This window comes from Nitrospira sp. SG-bin1 (assembly GCA_002083365.1).
Lineage (GTDB): Bacteria > Nitrospirota > Nitrospiria > Nitrospirales > Nitrospiraceae > Nitrospira_D.
Genome location: LVWS01000038.1, coordinates 144,783 through 162,537 on the forward strand (window position 1 = coordinate 144,783; position 17,755 = coordinate 162,537).

19 protein-coding genes and 1 tRNA gene are annotated in these 17,755 nt (G+C 54.5%); 9 read left to right on the forward strand and 11 right to left on the reverse strand.

Annotation, left to right across the window (positions count from 1 at the left end):
* Nucleotides 1-7 precede the first annotated feature (7 nt).
* The 4 genes from A4E19_08260 (at nucleotide 8) to A4E19_08275 (ending at nucleotide 3,665) form a co-directional block, all read left to right on the forward strand.
* Nucleotides 8-781 (forward strand): proteasome subunit alpha, encoded by a 774-nt coding sequence (locus tag A4E19_08260; GenBank protein OQW31595.1) that lies wholly within the window; start codon nucleotides 8-10, stop codon nucleotides 779-781.
* A 12-nt stretch (nucleotides 782-793) separates the two neighbouring features.
* Nucleotides 794-1,597, forward strand: a complete 804-nt coding sequence (locus A4E19_08265; GenBank protein ID OQW31596.1) for a hypothetical protein — start codon at nucleotides 794-796, stop codon at nucleotides 1,595-1,597.
* 4 nt (nucleotides 1,598-1,601) lie between these two features.
* On the forward strand, nucleotides 1,602-3,092 hold the full coding sequence (locus A4E19_08270; protein ID OQW31597.1) for a hypothetical protein: 1,491 nt from the start codon (nucleotides 1,602-1,604) through the stop codon (nucleotides 3,090-3,092).
* A gap of 114 nt (nucleotides 3,093-3,206) precedes the next feature.
* On the forward strand, nucleotides 3,207-3,665 hold the full coding sequence (locus A4E19_08275) for a hypothetical protein (GenBank protein OQW31598.1): 459 nt from the start codon (nucleotides 3,207-3,209) through the stop codon (nucleotides 3,663-3,665).
* Between the two features lie 36 nt (nucleotides 3,666-3,701).
* On the opposite strand, the gene A4E19_08280 is transcribed toward A4E19_08275, so the two are convergent.
* The 11 genes from A4E19_08280 to A4E19_08330 all read right to left on the reverse strand — a co-directional run bounded on the left by A4E19_08280 (nucleotide 3,702) and on the right by A4E19_08330 (nucleotide 12,338).
* Entirely contained in the window at nucleotides 3,702-4,688 is a 987-nt protein-coding gene (locus A4E19_08280) for a hypothetical protein (GenBank protein ID OQW31599.1), read from the reverse strand.
* 819 nt (nucleotides 4,689-5,507) lie between these two features.
* Nucleotides 5,508-5,583: transfer RNA gene (locus A4E19_08285), tRNA-Asn, on the reverse strand.
* 63 nt (nucleotides 5,584-5,646) lie between these two features.
* A complete protein-coding gene (locus tag A4E19_08290; GenBank protein ID OQW31600.1) occupies nucleotides 5,647-5,916 on the reverse strand; it encodes a hypothetical protein in 270 nt (89 codons plus the stop codon).
* A 77-nt stretch (nucleotides 5,917-5,993) separates the two neighbouring features.
* Entirely contained in the window at nucleotides 5,994-6,272 is a 279-nt protein-coding gene (locus A4E19_08295) for a pyruvate ferredoxin oxidoreductase (GenBank protein OQW31601.1), read from the reverse strand.
* Nucleotides 6,273-6,290: 18 nt separating this feature from the next.
* Nucleotides 6,291-6,998 carry a ferredoxin oxidoreductase gene (locus A4E19_08300; GenBank protein ID OQW31602.1) on the reverse strand — a complete coding sequence of 236 codons (708 nt, stop codon included), beginning with the start codon at nucleotides 6,996-6,998 and terminating at the stop codon, nucleotides 6,291-6,293.
* A 13-nt stretch (nucleotides 6,999-7,011) separates the two neighbouring features.
* Entirely contained in the window at nucleotides 7,012-7,923 is a 912-nt protein-coding gene (locus A4E19_08305) for a ferredoxin oxidoreductase (protein OQW31603.1), read from the reverse strand.
* 56 nt (nucleotides 7,924-7,979) lie between these two features.
* On the reverse strand, nucleotides 7,980-9,191 hold the full coding sequence (locus A4E19_08310; protein OQW31604.1) for a ferredoxin oxidoreductase: 1,212 nt from the start codon (nucleotides 9,189-9,191) through the stop codon (nucleotides 7,980-7,982).
* A gap of 50 nt (nucleotides 9,192-9,241) precedes the next feature.
* Nucleotides 9,242-9,865: a carbon monoxide dehydrogenase gene (locus A4E19_08315; GenBank protein OQW31605.1), complete on the reverse strand. Its 624-nt coding sequence runs from the start codon at nucleotides 9,863-9,865 to the stop codon at nucleotides 9,242-9,244.
* A gap of 349 nt (nucleotides 9,866-10,214) precedes the next feature.
* Nucleotides 10,215-11,477 carry a hypothetical protein gene (locus tag A4E19_08320; GenBank protein OQW31606.1) on the reverse strand — a complete coding sequence of 421 codons (1,263 nt, stop codon included), beginning with the start codon at nucleotides 11,475-11,477 and terminating at the stop codon, nucleotides 10,215-10,217.
* Between the two features lie 103 nt (nucleotides 11,478-11,580).
* Nucleotides 11,581-11,859, reverse strand: a complete 279-nt coding sequence (locus A4E19_08325) for a hypothetical protein (protein OQW31607.1) — start codon at nucleotides 11,857-11,859, stop codon at nucleotides 11,581-11,583.
* A gap of 62 nt (nucleotides 11,860-11,921) precedes the next feature.
* Entirely contained in the window at nucleotides 11,922-12,338 is a 417-nt protein-coding gene (locus A4E19_08330; GenBank protein ID OQW31608.1) for a hypothetical protein, read from the reverse strand.
* 515 nt (nucleotides 12,339-12,853) lie between these two features.
* Between A4E19_08330 and rho the strand changes: the two genes are divergently transcribed.
* The 5 genes from rho (at nucleotide 12,854) to A4E19_08355 (ending at nucleotide 17,754) form a co-directional block, all read left to right on the forward strand.
* On the forward strand, nucleotides 12,854-14,101 hold the full coding sequence (gene rho, locus A4E19_08335) for a transcription termination factor Rho (GenBank protein OQW31609.1): 1,248 nt from the start codon (nucleotides 12,854-12,856) through the stop codon (nucleotides 14,099-14,101).
* A gap of 95 nt (nucleotides 14,102-14,196) precedes the next feature.
* Nucleotides 14,197-14,403, forward strand: a complete 207-nt coding sequence (locus A4E19_08340) for a 50S ribosomal protein L31 (GenBank protein OQW31610.1) — start codon at nucleotides 14,197-14,199, stop codon at nucleotides 14,401-14,403.
* A gap of 99 nt (nucleotides 14,404-14,502) precedes the next feature.
* The gene (locus A4E19_08345; GenBank protein OQW31611.1) at nucleotides 14,503-15,582 is read left to right on the forward strand and encodes a peptide chain release factor 1; all 1,080 of its coding nucleotides are present in this window, start codon (nucleotides 14,503-14,505) and stop codon (nucleotides 15,580-15,582) included.
* A gap of 3 nt (nucleotides 15,583-15,585) precedes the next feature.
* Nucleotides 15,586-16,476 carry a hypothetical protein gene (locus tag A4E19_08350; GenBank protein ID OQW31612.1) on the forward strand — a complete coding sequence of 297 codons (891 nt, stop codon included), beginning with the start codon at nucleotides 15,586-15,588 and terminating at the stop codon, nucleotides 16,474-16,476.
* Between the two features lie 9 nt (nucleotides 16,477-16,485).
* Nucleotides 16,486-17,754: a UDP-N-acetylglucosamine 1-carboxyvinyltransferase gene (locus A4E19_08355; GenBank protein OQW31613.1), complete on the forward strand. Its 1,269-nt coding sequence runs from the start codon at nucleotides 16,486-16,488 to the stop codon at nucleotides 17,752-17,754.
* Nucleotide 17,755 lies beyond the last annotated feature (1 nt).

The window sequence follows — 17,755 nt, forward strand, 5'->3', positions numbered from 1 at the left end:
AGCAGGTATGGGCATGCAGGGAGATTTCTATCAGCTCTTGAGAGAACAGGGATATGTTTTGGGAATGCCGGGTCCGGCCGGAGCAAGGCAGGAACTGACGACTGCCACAACGATCCTCGCGTTCAAGTACCGAGATGGTGTGCTGGTCGCCGGGGATCGGCGTGCGACAGCCGGCAACATGGTGATGTACGACCGCACCGACAAGGTGTTGGAGATCGACCGGCACAGCGTCATGGCGATCGCCGGAGTGCCGGCTACCGCCTATGAAATGGCGCGCATTCTTGAACATTCCTTCAAGTATTACCGACGGACACAACTTCAGGAACTCAGCTTTGAGGGAAAGCTTCGGGCATTGTCCAAACTGTTGAAGGATAATGTCGCGGCGGCCCTAGCTGGAACTGGAGCGGTCGCACCGATCTTTGCCGGGTACGATGTCGGGCAAGAAGCAGCGAAGATCTATTTTTACGATATTCTCGGCGCGGAGTTCGAGGGAGTGGAATATGCCGTATCCGGGTCGGGTTCCCCCACGATCCGAGGGATCCTTCATTATTTGAATACGTGGGGCGAACAGCCCCTGAGTGCGATGCCTGAGGAGCAGGCCGCCGTCCAGGCATTGCGGCTGTTGACGAGTGCGGCGGAATTCGACAGCGCGACCGGTGGAGTCAACCGCGAAGCCGGTCTCTATCCGGTCATCAAATTCATCACGGCCGGCGGTATCGCGATGATGCCGGATCTTCGGCTCCGGTCGCTGTTCGAATCAAAAGTTTCGAGAAGGACGTAAGAGGCATTCTACATGTATGAAGAACCCTATCGGTGGGTAGAAGCGGTCGGGAATCGTCGACACTATCTCGATGATCAGCTGAAGGAGGGATCCCCTGTCGTCGGGGTCTCGTACGAGAGCGGCATTCTGCTCATGACGATGAGTAAAGGTACGCCGAAGCTCTATGAAATTTACGATCGCCTTGCTCTCGGAGGAATGGGACATCCGGCCGACCTGGAGAAACTCCGCTTCAATCTATTGGAGATGGCTCACGTCGAAGGCTTCAATCGCTCCGCCTCTGATGTAACCGGAAGCCGCCTGGTGAAGTACGGCATTGCCCCCGTCATCAAACAGGCGTTTGAAGAAGTGTTCAAGGCTCCCTTTATCGTGAAAATACTACTGGCAGAGTTAGGTCAGAAAGCCGGCACAGACGGTTTCTTGACGATCAGTTACGATGGGACCTTTGAAGAAAAGAAGCGGTACGCGGTGCTCGCGGCGACATCGGCGGTTGAGCAGGCGATGACCGAGTATCTCGGCCAGCAGTCCGTTGTGTCTCTGGGTGATGCGATCGATGCGGCGATTCGTACCTGGGCCGTCGGCAATCGAGCGCAACAACTCGCACTCGATGCCGAGGGAGACCACGACGAAACGAAAGCGGGTCAGCCGGTGGCGGATGCCGGGTCACTTTATGCCCATCTTCGTCGGTGTGTTGCCGGGAAGACAATCGAATGTGCCCTGCTTGACCGCCAGGTGCAAGGAACCTCAAAGTACCGAACGGTCGGAGCCGATGAGTTGGGAACACTGCTTCCCGAGGATCTGAGTCCATCGATTACGTAATCACATGCTGCATCGTATCTTCGGTTTAGAGACTGAATACGGCCTCTTGATCCACGCGGACCGGCCGGACCATTCCCCGACCTGGTTTGCGCACCAGATCCGGGATCATCTGTTCCATGTTCAGCGGCGCGGCGTGTTGGATTTGCACCATCGGGGGCATGACGAGCCTCCCGGCAATGGGGGATTTCTCACCAACGCCGGACGAGTCTATGTGGACATGGGGCATTTAGAGTATGCCTCTCCGGAATGCCACTCTCTTATGGACGTGGTGGCGTCGGACCGCGCCGGGGATTTCCTGCTGCAGCGAGCTCTTGAGGACCTCGGCTTCGCAGAGCACGTGTCGCTGATCAAGAATAACGTCGATCATGAGACGGATGCGACGTTCGGGTCGCATGAGAATTATTTAGTGTCTCGGCGGTTCCCCTTTTCCAGGCGCGGGTTGACTCCGCTCGTGACGTTTCTGGTGACCAGGCAGATTTTTACCGGCTCGGGGCGCATCGGGTCAGCCGCCTTGCAGGATGCCTGGATTCAGACGGATCGGTTGATCGTTCCGCGCTCGGCGATGGGTGGACCTCGTGTATCGGAACTGCCCTTTCAAATCTCGCAACGTGCGGACTATATCGTGAACGATTTTTTTGAATGGGTGCAGCACAATCGGGCGATTGTGAACACGAGAGACGAGCCGTTGGCGGATCCCAATCAATACCGACGGATTCATCTGCTCCTGGGCGATTCAAACATGGCCGAATATGCCACCGCCTTGAAGCTCGGAACGACGGGATTGGTGCTGCAGCTGATCGAGGAAGGACATGCTCCTCACGATCTGGAGATCGACGAACCAGTGGAAGCACTCCAGGAGATTTCCCAAGATCAGGAACGGCGATGGATCGTGCGGCTGCAGTCTCACAAGACGATGTCGGCGTTGGACATTCAAGAACGATTTCTTGACCGTGCCGTTCAGCATTACAAAGGGCAAGATGAGGAAACCGATTGGATCCTGGCCCAATGGGCATCGGTGCTCCACGATTTGCGCGGCGATTATCAAAATCTCGTGGGGCGTGTCGATTGGGCGTCCAAACTCTGGTTGCTGGAATGCTTCAGGGACGCGGAACAGACCGACTGGACCGATCCCATGCTGAAAAGTTTGGATCTGGAGTATCACAATCTGAATCCTGCCAAAGGGTTGTATCACGGATTAGTGGAAGAGGGGCGTGCTCCGCGTGTGACGACGGACAGCCTTATCCATCGGGCGATGGAAACTGCGCCGAAAAACACCCGCGCCTACGGGCGCGGTGAACTGGTCAGATATCTTCTGAATGAATGTTCTCCGGTCTCAGTCTCGGATCAGTTGCCGTCTCCCGATGGATTGTTCCCTACCTATGTCATCAATTGGTCGATCTTTCAGGTGCGTGGCCGTCCCCCGTTTGCCATGCCGGATCCGTTTAAGACCTATGTGGAGGAGGTGCGGACACACCTTCAACACATCGTCGTCTAAGCTGTTCAGATTCGGGAATGACAGTTTGTTTCTCAGCCGGAATCCCCCCGTGGTAAGCTTCTGTTCATGCGGTGGACGGTGAACGTTGGCGTCTAGCTGCATGAGAGGAGCGTGATGACGGTCAAGAAGTGGGTGATGGTCTATGGCGTCGCCCTGGTGCTGACGTTTATCATCGCCGTGACTCTTGGACAAGTGGCGTTATTTCGAGAAACCTCGATGGGGAAACTTCGTGCATCGGACCTAGTCCAGTTCGCTGGCTACAGCGGTTCACTGGCGATCGGGTGGCAGGGCGCCCAAGAGTTGGCGAAGCATCCTCCAACGGAATGGAAGTGGCTAGTGCCGTTTCAAGGCCTCATCGTGCCTCTCGCGACATTGATGGCAATCGCCGTTGCGTATAGCGTACTGCTCTTTGCTCTTGAACCGTTCTTGGGAAAATCCGGTACGGTGATCTACAACTGGGTCTTTATTGCGGCCATCGTTGCCGACAGTATCTGGCTCGTCTTGAGTTGGGTCTGGAAGTGCGCTCCTCTCGTCGCAGCTATGGAGTCTTATAAGTTTCGCAAAGCCGCCTAGCTGTCCTATTGTGAGGACAGCCTGACGCAGCGTCAGTTATAGCTTCCCGAGCAAAAAGTCCAAAATTCGGTTTTCCGCCCAGTAAGGGTCCTCTCCATTCCGGCTCCAATGGAAAAACCCGCAATGGCCTCCATGGCGTGGCGCGACTACACGAATACGAGGGTTCGTTTGAATCTTCGGTGTGGTGAACATCGAGTAGGGAATAAACGGGTCGTCTTGAGCGGTGATGATGAGGGTAGGAACCGCCATGGTGTCGAGTACGTGGCGTGCGCCGGCCCGGTCGTAATAGTCCGCACCGTCGCGATAACCGCCGTCATGAGCCGTATAGCGATCGTCAAATTCGCTGATTGTGGTGATCTGATCGAGTTGGGCAAGGTCCCATTTCCCCGGCTGCAGGACCGCCTTTCTCCGCAGCCTGGACTTTAATCGCATCAAAAAATGACGATGGTAAATAAAATTGCGAGGTTCTTCCAAAGCTTGAGCGCACACGATCGGGTTGATGTTCGGGCAGACGGCTGCAATGCCAGCTAGAGCTGGTTCGGTCTGACCCAGCTCGCCGCCGGCTTTGAGGACCAGATTCCCACCCATGGAATAGCCGACCAGCCATATATGGCTGAACCCATCTCGGTGGGCAAGGTCATGGAGGATCGCGCGGTAGTCTCCGCTCAAGCCGCTGTTATAAAGGGTTGGAGAGAGATGTTCGGTTCCACCACACGTACGCTGATTCATGCGAATGACGTTGAAGCCGGCACGATAGGCCTTTGCCGCAATACCGCGCATGTACCTCGATTCGCTGCAGCCTTCCAGGCCATGAACCAGCACCACTGTGGGTGATGCCTGACGATCATCTTGCCAATGACAGAACCCCAGAAGCCGTGCACCGGGTTCAACCGGAAATAAACGGGACTCCTGAGGCAATCCTGCCAAGGATGTGTCCCGCGGCACATAGCGAGGCACAAGGGTCATGAGGTGCGCGTTCCTGAGGGCTGGCGGAGGCTGGAATGACGCGGCGACATCAATCATTGCAAGATCATTCATTGTATCGAGTTTGCTCCGTTGTGCGAATAGCTGGTGGATTCCTGAAAATGCCATTCGATTCATATCCAAGGCTTCACATGGGAGGTCAAAAGCGCACCCTCATTGTACTGGAGGCACGTCCACGGGTGTCGGCGATGTCATGAGATGATGCGAGAAGTGAAGATGGATTACCACGGGAGACGGCAACCTTGCCATGAGAATGAGGATGGAAATACCTCAATGCCTCTACACCACACCATCTGGGTGGCGCAAGACGATCGTTCATCCAAAAGATGTCGGGGGTTGAAGATCGTCATTGATTCCGTAACCGGACAGTGAGTGCCGAAGGTCAGTGATAGGCACGCGCCATGCGGTGAACTTTGATGCATTGGAATGTGCAGCGCGATTCGTAGCGGACGCGAATGGGGTGCATGCCCATGCACCCCATGTAGTAGCAGCTACCCATGCGAGGATTGATTTGCCGACCAGTGCGGAGTTCCAGAAATTTCACGCTATACGCAAGTGAGACGTTCCGTTCTTTCCTGACTGGCTCCGTGAGTTGGCCGATGCGACCTAGGAGCGTGAATTACTTCAGAAGACGGGATGTTGGAGTTTGATATCTAGGGTAGCTGAATCATGGTTTGGGCGGCTGCCATGGATTCCAGGGTGCGTATGAACATATCTAGGGGGTATATCTGCCAGACTTTGAGGAATGGAGCCCGGGTACTGGGAGCGATTATCATCTTGCTACTGCCTAAATGAGGTAAAAGCGAAGCCGAGCATAATAAGGGAGAAGGAATGGCAAATCGGCGATAAAAGATAAATTGGCTCCCCGGGCAGGACTCGAACCTGCGACCAGCCGGTTAACAGCCGGCTGCTCTACCAACTGAGCTACCGGGGAACAACAGATCAATCCAAGGAAGAGGCCATTCTAGCAAAACTTTTCGCGCAATAGGGAGATTTTTTAGACGTCGAAATCCTCGGTCTCGTCCTCGTCGGATGAGGCGTCGGTATTGCCTTCAGCCAGAGCCGCATAATGCCTGGCCCAGGTGAGGTACAGATTGCCGCTATCGCGCATGGTATCGGCAGCTTTAGCTAGTTTCTCGACGAGTTCAGGATCTTTGCCGGTGGCTTGAATGGACGCTGCTCGTCGTTCAATGGCTCTGGGGTATTCATTGATCAAACCGGCAATTTCTCTGAGCAGTTCCTCAATGACGTTGTCTTCATTTTCCATGTGGCCCTCGCTGGACAGCAATAAAAAGCCCCATAGCGTTGACGCTATGGGGCTTTTCCCATTCAAACCGATAGGGCTCAACCCTGGTAGGCTTGCCCCAAGGCGGCGGATTCACCCTTTTTGGTCATCAACTGGCCGGTCGCGGTGACAGCCTGCATGACGATGGCGTTATGCTTAGCCGCATCGCAGACCACGACGCAGAGTTCGCACCCCTTGCACCTGTCAATGGTCACTTCTGCAACCATCTTGCTGACGTTCAGATCCAGACAATTGGCTTCCGGGCAATACATGATGCAGAGCCGGCAGCCTTTCTTGGCCGTACACTTTTCATCGATGACTTGCGCGACGTTATACATTCAAATAGATCCTTCTTTTTACGCAGCGACGGTCGGATTGCCGACCCGCAACTCGACTTTGTTCTTCTCCGCCCACTCACTGGCGATCTCATATGCCCGCTTGACCGTCGCCAGGTTCTTCTGCAGCAACATTTCTTTCTTGGCGAACTTCTTCTTGATGGCTTCGTCCAATGAGGCGGTACCGCCAGACGCAACGAACTTCTTGCCGAATCGCTCTTGCAGGGCCCCATCAAGGGCCTCCATCGACACGCATTTGGTAATGCCGGCCACCGAGCCGATCATTGTCATGTTTGTGGACAATTCGGTACCCGCAATCTCAATCGCGATTTCCGTGCCAGGAATGTAGAATACGGCTACGTTTAAATCTTTAAGCCGCTCGACGTCTTCCTCGGACAGTAGATTTTGTCCGGAGTTGATGATAACGACGCCACCTTCCTTGATGCCGGAATAGAATGGCATCGTGTAGCTCTTGCCCATCGTGATGACCTGAGGATGGAAGACTTGGATCACATCGGGAAACACCAGTTCTCCTCGATCATAGATCCGCTCAATACCGATCCGGCAATAGCTCTCTGCTGGCGCCATGCGTTTTTCAGCGCCAAAGAACGGATTCGATATGGAAAATTTCCCATCCCGGTTGGCGGCCATGGCCATGACATGAGCGGCCGTGACCGCGCCTTGTCCCCCGAGCCCTGACATTCGGATATTGAGTCGCTTCTTGATCATGTAGGGCCTCCGTCTAATTGGCTTGTGCCTGTGCAGCCAACTGCTTGGCCGCTGCCTTCCGTTCCTTGTCTTTGGCCGCCAGTTCTGCCAACAGTTGCTTCGCGGGCTCGCTGATGTATTCCTTGTAGGCGAACCGCTCGGTCGGCTTCTCAGAGTCACGCATTTCCTGCAAGCCTTCCATGCTGTTCTTGCCGATCTCCAGAATACAGGGCGTATAGAGCTGTAGATAGGTCGGGCCGATTTCTCGGGCGATGTGCACCGCATTGCGGATGACCTTTTCTACCAACGACGGCTTGCTGACCGTGCAATTCACGACGTAGTGGCAACCGGACTCGCGGGCGATTTCCGGCAGACGGACCTTGTCGAACAGCTTGCCGACCGGCGCCATCTTGGCCACGAAACCCTTCTGCATGAGGCCGCTCTCCTGGCCGCCGGTGTTGGCATAGAGTTCGTTGTCGAAACAGATAGTCGTGAACTTCTCTTGCCGGAACCAGGCTTGCAGGGTCATATCCAGACCGATGTCCACGGTGGCGCCGTCACCGGCGAGGACGACAACGTCTTTTACACGACCAGGAAATCTGACGCTGAGGGCGCGCTTGAGACCTGACGCGATGGCGTTCTGGTTGCCGAACAAGGAGTGGATGTTGTGAACGGCGACCATAGGGAACACCAGACTGGTACAACCGGTGGAACCAACCATGACCGTATCCTCGGGGTTGGGGAGAGAGGCCAATATATATCGAAATGCCATGGACTCGGGACAGCCGGCGCAAAGTGAGTGTTGCTCGATAAGCTCCTTCGAGGTTCCGATGTCTTTCCACCCGCGGTCTTCCTTGCCGTACGTCGCGCTCTTTACCAGATCCTGATAATCCGACGGCATGATGTCATACAGGGCTTCGGATATTTGGATGCGTTCCTTGCTCATATATATGCCTCCTCCGTGTCGCTCGTGAGAGCGGACAAGTTCGCGATCAGTGTAGTTCAGCTTCCACGGCCAGCCAGGGAGAAGGTCTTCATCCCTAGCGCTGTCTTAATTTCCGACACGATGATTTCCGGCGGCATGGTCATGCCACCGCACACGTGTGGACCGGCATGGACCCGATGATGATTCGGGATGGTGGCCCGGATTTCTTTTGCCAACCAACCGGTCACGTTGAACTCCGGCACGAAGATATGCTTCGCGTTCTTGGTAGCCTCACGAATTTCATCTTCGGGCCATGGACGCAGCGTCTTCACCTTCACGAGGCCACAGCGGACGCCTTCGTCTTCCAGCAACCGGATCGCTTCTCGTCCCTGTGAAACAGCGGTGCCTGAGGCGACGATCATGATGTCTGCATCGGTATTCTCAGTATCGATCAGCCCATTGAGCCAGTGGATGGAATGCTTCCGTGAGCGTTCCACTGCTGCCCAGATTTCCTGTTGCCAGCTCGCGTGGGTGGCGTAGCTGATGTAGTTGCTTTTCATGACAAATGGGTCGCGCATCATGCGAACCGGTGGACACTCCATATCCATGCAGGGTACCGGCGAACGATAGGGATCATACGGCGGCAAGCACATATCCGTAGGTGTGAGTTGCACGACGTCTTTTGTGTGCGTCACAAAGAATCCGTCGCAACAGAGCGCGAGCGGCAGATGCACATCCGGTTCTTCCGACACGATATAGCCCTTCAAAATCCAATCAAAGAAGTCTTGAGCGGTTTCCGCATGCCACACCAACATGCCTGTATTGAGCAGGTATGCAATTTCAAGCGTGTCAGGCTGGATCGAAAGTGGGGAGTTGATGCCGCGGCAAGTGACAATCATCTGGATCGGCAACCGAGCCCCAGCCCACATCGGAAAGTTTTCCATGGCCCGCATCGTGCCTGGGCCGGCAGTTGTCGTGAATACTCGGGCACCACCAAACGAGGCCCCGGCACATTGCGACATGACCGCGAATTCGCTTTCGCCGCGGAAGTAGTCGCCTATGTAGCCTTCAGCGAACAATTCGCCGATCAGTGCTGCCGCCTCTGATTGCGGGGTGATCGGGTAAGCGATCATTACGTCGCAACTGGCGCGACGGATGGCTTCCTTAATGACTTCCGATCCCGTGAAGAACGATGGGGTACGGGGTGCTTCATGCAACATTTTCCACGGATCGGTAAACGTCTGGCCTTTTTTATTCTGTGTTCCTATGACGGATTTTGTTTCTGCCATGGGTCCAGCCTCCTTTTCACGCGGATTCACACGCACAGGATTCCGACGGCTTAGTTTCTGGTCGAGGTCAAGCGCGGTTGAACGGTCCCCTTCAATCGCTTGATCGTATCGGCCAGCTTCATGATCTTTTCCACCGACGCATCGCGGAACGATAGCATGGCGTCTTCGTGACCGGCCTGGGCACACATGGCGATCGTGTAACAGGATGTGCCACCGCGAATGATTTTAAGCGATAGATTGGCTTGGTGGCAATGAACGCCGACGAACATGCAACAGTCGATCTTGTTGTGCCAGATCGTCAGATTCGGATGGTTGGGGTTGATTTCAACTTCCGGATTGATCTTCGGGTACTTGGGCCGATAGTCAGGCATGGGGATCAGCATTGCCCTTTGGCCGGGCTGGACGCATTCCTTCAGCGTGTTAAAGAGGTGCCGAATGGCCGTAGCTTTCTTAGCCGCCTTTTCATTCCAGGCCCACAGGACCAACGGACCGGGGAAAATTGTGGGGACCTTCGCCATTAAAAACTGGCGCGCAGCTTCCTCATAGGCTTTTTCTTCGGAAGCGATGACGCCATTGATATGGGCTTCACCTGGGTTCGGCAGCCGTATACCCATGCTGGCGGCGGCCGGGGGAAGAAAGTGTTCTGGTCCTGGGAGCACACGGTACTCGCTCATCACGGCCTATACTCCGGAAAAATTAGGTTGATGAAAGAATGATGATTTTTCACGTACTTGTTCTCTGAGACACTCTAAGCTGTTTGCGTACTCTTCTTCAAGATCACAGAAGACCCAGCTTAAGGAGCTTTTCGGGCCACTATTTGGTGGATAGCTTAGGCCCTTTGCCCCCATCATCCCGTTGGAAGGTCGTCAGTGTCGAGAGGTGGAGATCGACGTATTATAGGTGTCGATCTTTTCGGTTGTCAAATGAGTGTATGTGGCATGACAAGATTATGAAACAGAGACGGTGTGGGGCCGAAGGTTAAAGACCCTAGACCAGAGTTAAACGTAAGTGTGGGATTGTTGCTTACGGAAGCTGTTCACAGGCAGCCTTTGCTCCGAGCATGCAGGCGTGCTCAAGGTCTTCCTTGGCCGAATGCCCTTGCAGCTCTTTCTTGTAGAGCTCGGCTCGCGCAAGCAGAGCTTGCCTATCAGTGGGATCGGCTCGCAGGATCGCACTAAGGTCTGCTATGGCTTGGGGTGCCTGGCCCAACTTCTTGTAAACATCGCTTCTGAGCCAATAAGCCTCCTTTTGGTATGGAATCCAACTGTCAGGAGTATTCGGAGACAAGCACTTCTGTAAGACAGTCAGGGCAGATGACCATTGCCGCAAGGAAACCAATTTACGAGCCTCGGCTGTATACAAATTGATAAGGCGATGGCGTGCCAAATCAAAAAAAGGATCCAACTCAAGTATTTGTTCGAATGAGTGAGCGGCTTCGACAGGCCGATGCAGCCATGTGTTGACGTCTCCTTGGCCGAGAAGAGCCCAAGTATTTCTGGAATCAATGAGAACGGCTCGATCGAAATCCATACGAGCATTGTCGATATATTCCGAGTATTCGTTCGGGTTGGACTTATTCGAGTAGGCGGCGGATGCGAGCCGTAGATACGTTTGTCCGCGTACGACCAAAGGGTCGACAGACTGAGGGTCTAGAGCGGCTGCCTGTGAGAGTAAATCTAGTTTCACCGTCAGGTGTGGTGAGCGAATCGCTTTCTCCACCAATATTCGAGTTTGCTCGCGAACTTTCGTTTGGCCGGGAGGCTCTATGGTGAGCATTCGCACACTGGCGGGGGCGGTTCTTAGTTCATAAAGCTGAGCCTTGAGTTCCACGTTTTCTTTCTGAAGCCGGCGGAAGTGTTCGGCAAGCCGTTCCTCGGATTGCCAACGTCGAACGGCTGCATGAAGATTGTCCAGGTCGACAACTGCTCGAATACGAACATAGAAGTTTGGTCGATCACTTTCGAAGAAACGTCGCGATTCCAGGATATCGGTTTTTGTTATTGCGGCAGCGATCGTACGGATCTCCAATGAGCTGGCCTGGAAACCCTTCCCCCGCGCAGCTTGTTCTACATCATGGAAGGTGGACTCGATATACAGGCCGGCTTCTTCAACCGCTCGACGCTGAGCCAACCGGAGGACTCGTTCTTCTGCTATCGCGAGCGTGTCGCCATCTCCCATCACATAACGCCCTTCGGTCACGACGGTGGTCTCTGAAGCATATGCAGACTGATACAAGATGAAAAAGGAGACGACGAAAAGAACTCTTTGTGCGCGTCTCAAGTTCATATGAGGACTATACCGCTCGATTGAACCTTGAGCAATGCTTCCTGCGGGGAGGCCGATATAGGGGAAATATGACAATATATGCGGAAGTGAGCGAGAGAGCCTACTAGATTGGTTTGGGGAATACCTGCAGAAACGGGTGAATTTCAACCCGTTCAAAGACGCCATAAACCGTATATGGGTCATGCCGGACGAAATCTTCCACCTCCTTCTCTGTCTCAAATTCCAGCACCAGTAGGCTTCCAGCCTTATCCGTAAGAGGGCCCGCCAAGACAACTCGGCCCTGTTTATCCAGCGATTCCAGGCTGGCTAAATGAGCGGCCCGATGGATTTTCCGTTTGGCTTCCCCTCCTGGGCTATCGTAGCCGATGATGACGAACTTCATGCTTATGATTCCGATTGCGCACCGTTACTGCACTTGATCTCGATGGAGGAGGAGCAGGAGAGCTAGGTGGGATCTCCTTCAATGGGACGACGATCCTTGTAGCCTGTTGTAACTTCGTGCCACCAGCGAATTTCTTTCTCGCCAAGTTTCCAACACAAATAGACAACGCGGCCTTCGCGGATATGAGGAAAGTCACAGAGGCCAAGATCGATGTCCTTGACGACCACTCCCATCTCGTGGATAGCATGTAGATTGGTGCTGATGTCCTGAATGCTTTTCACATAAGAGGCACCGGCTGGCGTCCCACCTCCGAAACATGCATTGGCCGACGCGTATCTTGCTTCGGTGCGGGTTCGCATCAGCACGGTCTTACCTTCCTGGATAGTTGACAAATGCAACTGGAGTTGAGGGATAAGCTGATTGGCCTCAAAGACAGAAAACACGCGGCCAGGGCTGGTTTCGTTTTCGTCACGTGCCATGTGGTGCGCGCCGTATCGCCATTGTGTTCAATGTGTAACACACTTTAAATTCGAGGAACAACCTGTAAAGCACAGGACTCCAGGATAGGCCGATGCACCATTGCTAATAAATAATTGAGTAGGCGGGACAAAATCTGTATGCCAGTTGACAATCGGTTAATGGCTGGGTATCATCAAGTCAGCATCTAGATCTGAGCTGATCTCTCCATCAAAGAAATCAAGTCCTGAACCTGTCCCGATTAAATCTAGCAGCAGTGAAAGTAAAGTGACTTAAGTTGGTCAATCAAAGACTGTGCTTGGGCCGGAGAACCTGGAGACGACAGACTTGCCCTCGCACGAAGCAAGCGACAAACTTCCACAAGCTATTCCAACCCGAGTCAGACCAAAGACCTAAAGCTCATCGGCACGATCAAGATTACGTTTGGCATGGCTAATCAGTTTCGAGCGAATTCTTTTAAATGGGAACCGAGCCAAGGCTCGAGAGGAGTTGTATGTCAGTAGCTAGGGGGGAAGTAATGCATCTTGCAGAACTGAAGCAGAAGTCCATCGCAGACCTGAATGACGTCGCTCGGGACCTCAAAATCGAAGGGGCGGCCAATTTGAGGAAACAGGAGTTGATCTTTGCGATCCTCCAAGCCCAGACGGAAAAAAACGGCGTGGTTTTTGGGGAAGGGGTTTTGGAAACCCTTCCGGACGGATTCGGTTTCCTGCGGGCGCCTGATTCCAATTATCTGCCGGGTCCAGACGACATTTACATTTCTCCCTCCCAAATTCGTCGGTTCAACCTTCGCACGGGTGACATCGTATCGGGGCAAATTCGTCCTCCGAAAGAAAGCGAGCGGTATTTCGCTCTCCTCAAGGTCGAGAAAGTCAACTACGAAGACCCGGAAGTCGCTCGAGATAAGATTCTCTTCGACAATCTAACGCCACTCTACCCTGAGGAACGGATCCAATTGGAGTTTGACCGAGAAGAATACTGCACCAGGGTCATGGATCTCATCACGCCGATCGGTAAAGGTCAGCGCGGATTGATCGTCGCTGCCCCTCGTACCGGTAAGACGATGCTCCTCCAGGCGATCGCCCGGGCCATTCTCAAAAATCACAAGGAAGTCACACTCATTGTTTTGTTGATTGACGAACGACCGGAGGAAGTGACCGATTGGCAGCGACAAGTGAAGGCGGAAGTCATCAGCTCCACGTTTGATGAGCCGGCACAGCGGCATGCCCAAGTGGCTGAAATGGTGTTGGAGAAAGCGAAGCGGCTCGTCGAGCACAAGAAGGACGTGGTCATCCTCCTGGACAGCATCACCCGCCTTGCGCGGGCCTACAACACCATCGCACCGCCCAGCGGCAAGGTACTCTCCGGAGGTCTCGATTCCAATGCGCTTCAGCGGCCGAAACGCTTTTTTGGAGCGGCTCGCAACATAGAGAACGGCGGGAGTTTGACCATCATGGCTACGGCACTTGTCGATACGGGTAGCCGTATGGATGACGTTATCTTCGAAGAGTTCAAAGGGACCGGTAACATGGAGGTTCATTTAGACCGTCGGTTGGCGGACAAGCGCTTGTTCCCGGCGATCGATATCAGTCAATCCGGAACGAGAAAAGAAGAACTGTTGGTGGATAAGGATCGCCTGAACAAGATGTGGATCCTCCGTAAGGTGCTCAGTCCCTTGGGAACGATGGAGGCCATGGAATTCCTGATGGATAAGATCGGGGGGACCAAGAATAATCAAGAGTTCCTGCAATCGATGAACCGATAAGGGGTACTTGTTTCTTGCGGTGGCTTCAGATAAAGTATCGCCCCTTGAGAATAGGTCCAAGACATTTGCAATTCTTCCCTAAGGAGTCCTGGCTCATGCAGAAGGGCATTCATCCGGTCTACCGAGAGGCGACAGTTCACTGTGCCTGCGGAAATTCGTTTAAGACACGTACCACCATCGGTGACATCAGCGTCGACATCTGCTCCAATTGCCATCCGTTCTTCACCGGTACCCAAAAGATCGTCGACACCGAAGGGCGTGTTGAGCGGTTCAAAAAGAAGTACGCGAAGAAGGGGAAGTAGCGCACCACCTTGGTAGAAAAGAGACCCTGCTTCGCGTGTGAAGCAGGGTCTCTTTTTTTTGTCGCGGTGGTGTGCCACTGAAGGTCGAGGTATGAAGCGATGGAAGCAGTCTTGCTCAAGAAATGGGAGAGTCTCGCCTCTCGGTTTCAAGAGTTGACCGATCAGCTCATGGATCCGTCCGTCGTCAGCCAGCCGGGCTTGTTGCACAGGTTGAGCAAGGAGCGGACCGATCTTGAGCCGGCGGTCAGACTTTTTGAAGCGTATCGGGAGAATGTGAAACAACTGGAAGACGCGCTGGGGATCCTCGCCGATCCGTCGGCGGGTACTGAGCTGCATAAGCTGGCCGCGGAAGAGAAAGTCGAGTTGGAACGGCAACGGATCGCAGTCGAAGAGCAAGTCAGAGAATTGCTAATCCCAAAGGACCCGCGGGACGAGAAGAGCTTGGTGCTCGAAATTCGCGCCGGGACGGGTGGAGACGAAGCTGCATTGTTTGCCGGGGAACTCTTTCGGCTGTATGTCAAATACGCCGAAAAGAAGGGATTCAAGGTTGACACAGTTGAAGCGTCTGAAACGGGCATCGGAGGGTACAAGAACATCGTCGCCTTGATTGAGGGCAAGGGAGCGTATAGCCATTTCAAGTATGAAGCCGGCGTTCATCGGGTGCAGCGGGTTCCCGTCACGGAAGCGAGTGGCCGCATTCATACGTCGACGGTGACGGTGGCGGTCATGCCCGAAGTCGATGAAGTCGATGTCCAGATCGACGCGAAGGATTTACGGATCGATACCTTTTGCTCGTCGGGAGCCGGTGGACAGAGCGTGAATACCACCTATTCAGCCGTTCGTATCACCCATCTGCCCACTGGGGTGGTCGTGACGTGTCAGGATGAGCGATCTCAGTTGAAAAACCGGACCAAGGCCATGCGTACCTTGCGGGCCCGGATCGTCGATGCTGAACGGGAAAAACAAGAAGCAGAGATCGCGCAGAATCGGAAGTCTCAAGTGGGGTCCGGGGAGCGGAGCGAGAAAATCAGGACGTACAATTTCCCGCAGAACCGTGTTACGGATCACCGTGTCGGCATGACCCTTCACAAACTGGAATTGGTGATGGAAGGTGACCTTGACGAAATCGTTCAGGCGTTGAAGGCACAACAGCAGCAGGCTGAAACCGCCAACGTGTAAACGATGACCGCTCTTCGAGCCACAGATGCGAGAACGATCGGCCAGCTCATCGCATGGGCCCAGCGCTCGTTGGACTCGTCCGGAACGGCGAATACCGCTCAAGAGGCCCGATGGCTTTTGGCCCATGCTCTTGGAGTGAAGCAACATGAGTTGGTGAGTGGGGCTGACCATCCGGTGACGGCCGAACAACACACACGCGCCGCGGCTTTCGTCTCACGGCGGACTGCACGGGAACCGCTTCAGTACATTTTAGGTACGCAAGAGTTTTGCGGACTGGACTTTTGCGTCAATCCAGCGGTGCTCATCCCTCGACCGGAGACGGAGTTGTTGGTGCAGGCAGTCCTCAAGGAGGGAGGACTCACTGAAGCGTCGACGCTCGTCGATGTGGGAACAGGGTCCGGTTGCATCGCGGTGACGTTGGCGACCATCCTGAGCGGCATGCGAATCTTTGCCCTGGACTGTTCCAAAGACGCATTGACCGTTGCAAAGGAAAACGCGGAGCGACAGGGGGTCAGGGACAAGATTACCTGGGGAGAAGGGGATCTCTTGTCTTCATTGCGCACACATCACCTTGAGAAAATGGTCGATGTCGTTGTGTCCAATCCTCCATACATTGCCGAGGACGCGTGGGCCCATCTGCAACCCGAAGTCCGGGATTTTGAACCGCGGTTGGCGTTGGTCGCCGGGCAGAAGGGGACGGAATTTCATGAACGATTGCTCCACGATGCACGCGAACTCCTTGTGTCAGGTGGATTGCTCGTGATGGAACTGGGGCAGGGCCAAGCTGCCCTCGTACGAGAGGCAGCGGAGCAAATCGGAGGTTATACAGGGCTTCAAACCGTCAAGGATGAAGCCGGCATCGAACGAGTGATGATCGTGCGGCGGGCCGGTTAGGGGCATGGGATGGACGAAATCCTTATCAACGGCGGTAAACGATTGTCGGGTGAAGTCCGTATCAGTGGCGCAAAAAATTCCGCGCTGCCGATCCTGGCGGCCACCATTCTTGGCGGTGGTGAGTGCGTCATCACCAATGTTCCGAGGGTCGTTGACGTTTTGACGATGGGCAAACTCCTTGGGATTCTCGGGGCTCAGGTGTCTCATGAGGGGAATCGGGCGGTCATCCGAGTCGATGCGATCAAATCGACTGAAGCTCCCTATGATCTCGTCAAGACGATGCGGGCCTCGGTTTTGGTCCTCGGTCCCTTGGTTGCCCGCTGGGGTGAAGCCAAGGTTTCGCTCCCTGGAGGCTGTGCCATCGGCTCCAGACCGGTCAATCTTCATTTGGCGGGGTTGGCAAAATTGGGAGCGGACATTTCCATTGAGCATGGCTATATCACGGCCAAGGCGAAGCGATTGAGAGGTGACCGCATCTACTGTGATACGCCGACGGTGACTGGTACGGAAAACCTTATGATGGCAGCCTCGCTCGCCGAAGGGGTGACGGTGCTGGAAAATGCGGCCAGAGAACCGGAAATCGTCGATCTGGCGGATTTTCTCATCAAGCGGGGTGCGCGAATCCACGGGGCAGGAACCGACATGATTACGGTGGAGGGAGTGCGCGAACTGCATGGCGGAGACCACGAAGTGATCCCGGATCGTATTGAGGCCGGTACGTACTTGGTGGCCTCCGCCATCACTCGCGGCGACGTCACCGTCACTCATTGCCGTCCCAGGCACCTTGAAGCCGTGCTGATGAAGTTCCGTGAGGCTGGGGCCGACGTGCAGGAAGAAAAAGACAGTGTGCGTTTGACCATGCCGGACACGTTGCGAGGAACCGATGTGAAGACGTTGCCTTTTCCTGGGTATCCCACCGACATGCAGGCGCAAATGGTGGCATTGATGAGCCTGGCCGAAGGCACGAGCGTGGTCACCGAAACCGTGTTTGAGAGCCGGTTTATGCATGTCGAAGAATTGCGACGGATGGGAGCCGATATTCGTGTTGAAGCCAACCGGTTGGTGGTGACCGGACGCAGGAAGCTCACCGGAGCTCCGGTCATGGCATCGGACCTTCGTGCCAGCGCCGGTCTGATTATCGCCGGTTTGGCTGCAGAAGGACTGACTCAGGTCCAACGCGTGTACCATCTTGATCGGGGCTACGAGCGAATCGAAGAAAAATTAGGGGCTTTAGGGGCTGATATCCGGCGCCAAAAGGTTTCGACGAAGTCTCTGTAGG

Bases quoted from the DNA above. Each gene is read 5' to 3' on its own strand.
- A4E19_08260 (OQW31595.1), top strand. From the start codon at position 8: ATGGGCATGCAGGGAGATTTCTATCAGCTCTTGAGAGAACAGGGATAT.
- A4E19_08350 (OQW31612.1), top strand. From the start codon at position 15,586: ATGACCGCTCTTCGAGCCACAGATGCGAGAACGATCGGCCAGCTCATC.
- A4E19_08325 (OQW31607.1), bottom strand. From the start codon at position 11,859: ATGAAGTTCGTCATCATCGGCTACGATAGCCCAGGAGGGGAAGCCAAA.
- A4E19_08265 (OQW31596.1), top strand. From the start codon at position 794: ATGTATGAAGAACCCTATCGGTGGGTAGAAGCGGTCGGGAATCGTCGA.
- A4E19_08280 (OQW31599.1), bottom strand. From the start codon at position 4,688: ATGATTGATGTCGCCGCGTCATTCCAGCCTCCGCCAGCCCTCAGGAAC.
- A4E19_08290 (OQW31600.1), bottom strand. From the start codon at position 5,916: ATGGAAAATGAAGACAACGTCATTGAGGAACTGCTCAGAGAAATTGCC.
- A4E19_08275 (OQW31598.1), top strand. From the start codon at position 3,207: ATGACGGTCAAGAAGTGGGTGATGGTCTATGGCGTCGCCCTGGTGCTG.
- A4E19_08345 (OQW31611.1), top strand. From the start codon at position 14,503: ATGGAAGCAGTCTTGCTCAAGAAATGGGAGAGTCTCGCCTCTCGGTTT.
- A4E19_08305 (OQW31603.1), bottom strand. From the start codon at position 7,923: ATGAGCAAGGAACGCATCCAAATATCCGAAGCCCTGTATGACATCATG.
- A4E19_08320 (OQW31606.1), bottom strand. From the start codon at position 11,477: ATGAACTTGAGACGCGCACAAAGAGTTCTTTTCGTCGTCTCCTTTTTC.
- A4E19_08310 (OQW31604.1), bottom strand. From the start codon at position 9,191: ATGGCAGAAACAAAATCCGTCATAGGAACACAGAATAAAAAAGGCCAG.
- A4E19_08270 (OQW31597.1), top strand. From the start codon at position 1,602: ATGCTGCATCGTATCTTCGGTTTAGAGACTGAATACGGCCTCTTGATC.
- rho (OQW31609.1), top strand. From the start codon at position 12,854: ATGCATCTTGCAGAACTGAAGCAGAAGTCCATCGCAGACCTGAATGAC.
- A4E19_08340 (OQW31610.1), top strand. From the start codon at position 14,197: ATGCAGAAGGGCATTCATCCGGTCTACCGAGAGGCGACAGTTCACTGT.
- A4E19_08300 (OQW31602.1), bottom strand. From the start codon at position 6,998: ATGATCAAGAAGCGACTCAATATCCGAATGTCAGGGCTCGGGGGACAA.
- A4E19_08330 (OQW31608.1), bottom strand. From the start codon at position 12,338: ATGGCACGTGACGAAAACGAAACCAGCCCTGGCCGCGTGTTTTCTGTC.
- A4E19_08315 (OQW31605.1), bottom strand. From the start codon at position 9,865: ATGAGCGAGTACCGTGTGCTCCCAGGACCAGAACACTTTCTTCCCCCG.
- A4E19_08355 (OQW31613.1), top strand. From the start codon at position 16,486: ATGGACGAAATCCTTATCAACGGCGGTAAACGATTGTCGGGTGAAGTC.
- A4E19_08295 (OQW31601.1), bottom strand. From the start codon at position 6,272: ATGTATAACGTCGCGCAAGTCATCGATGAAAAGTGTACGGCCAAGAAA.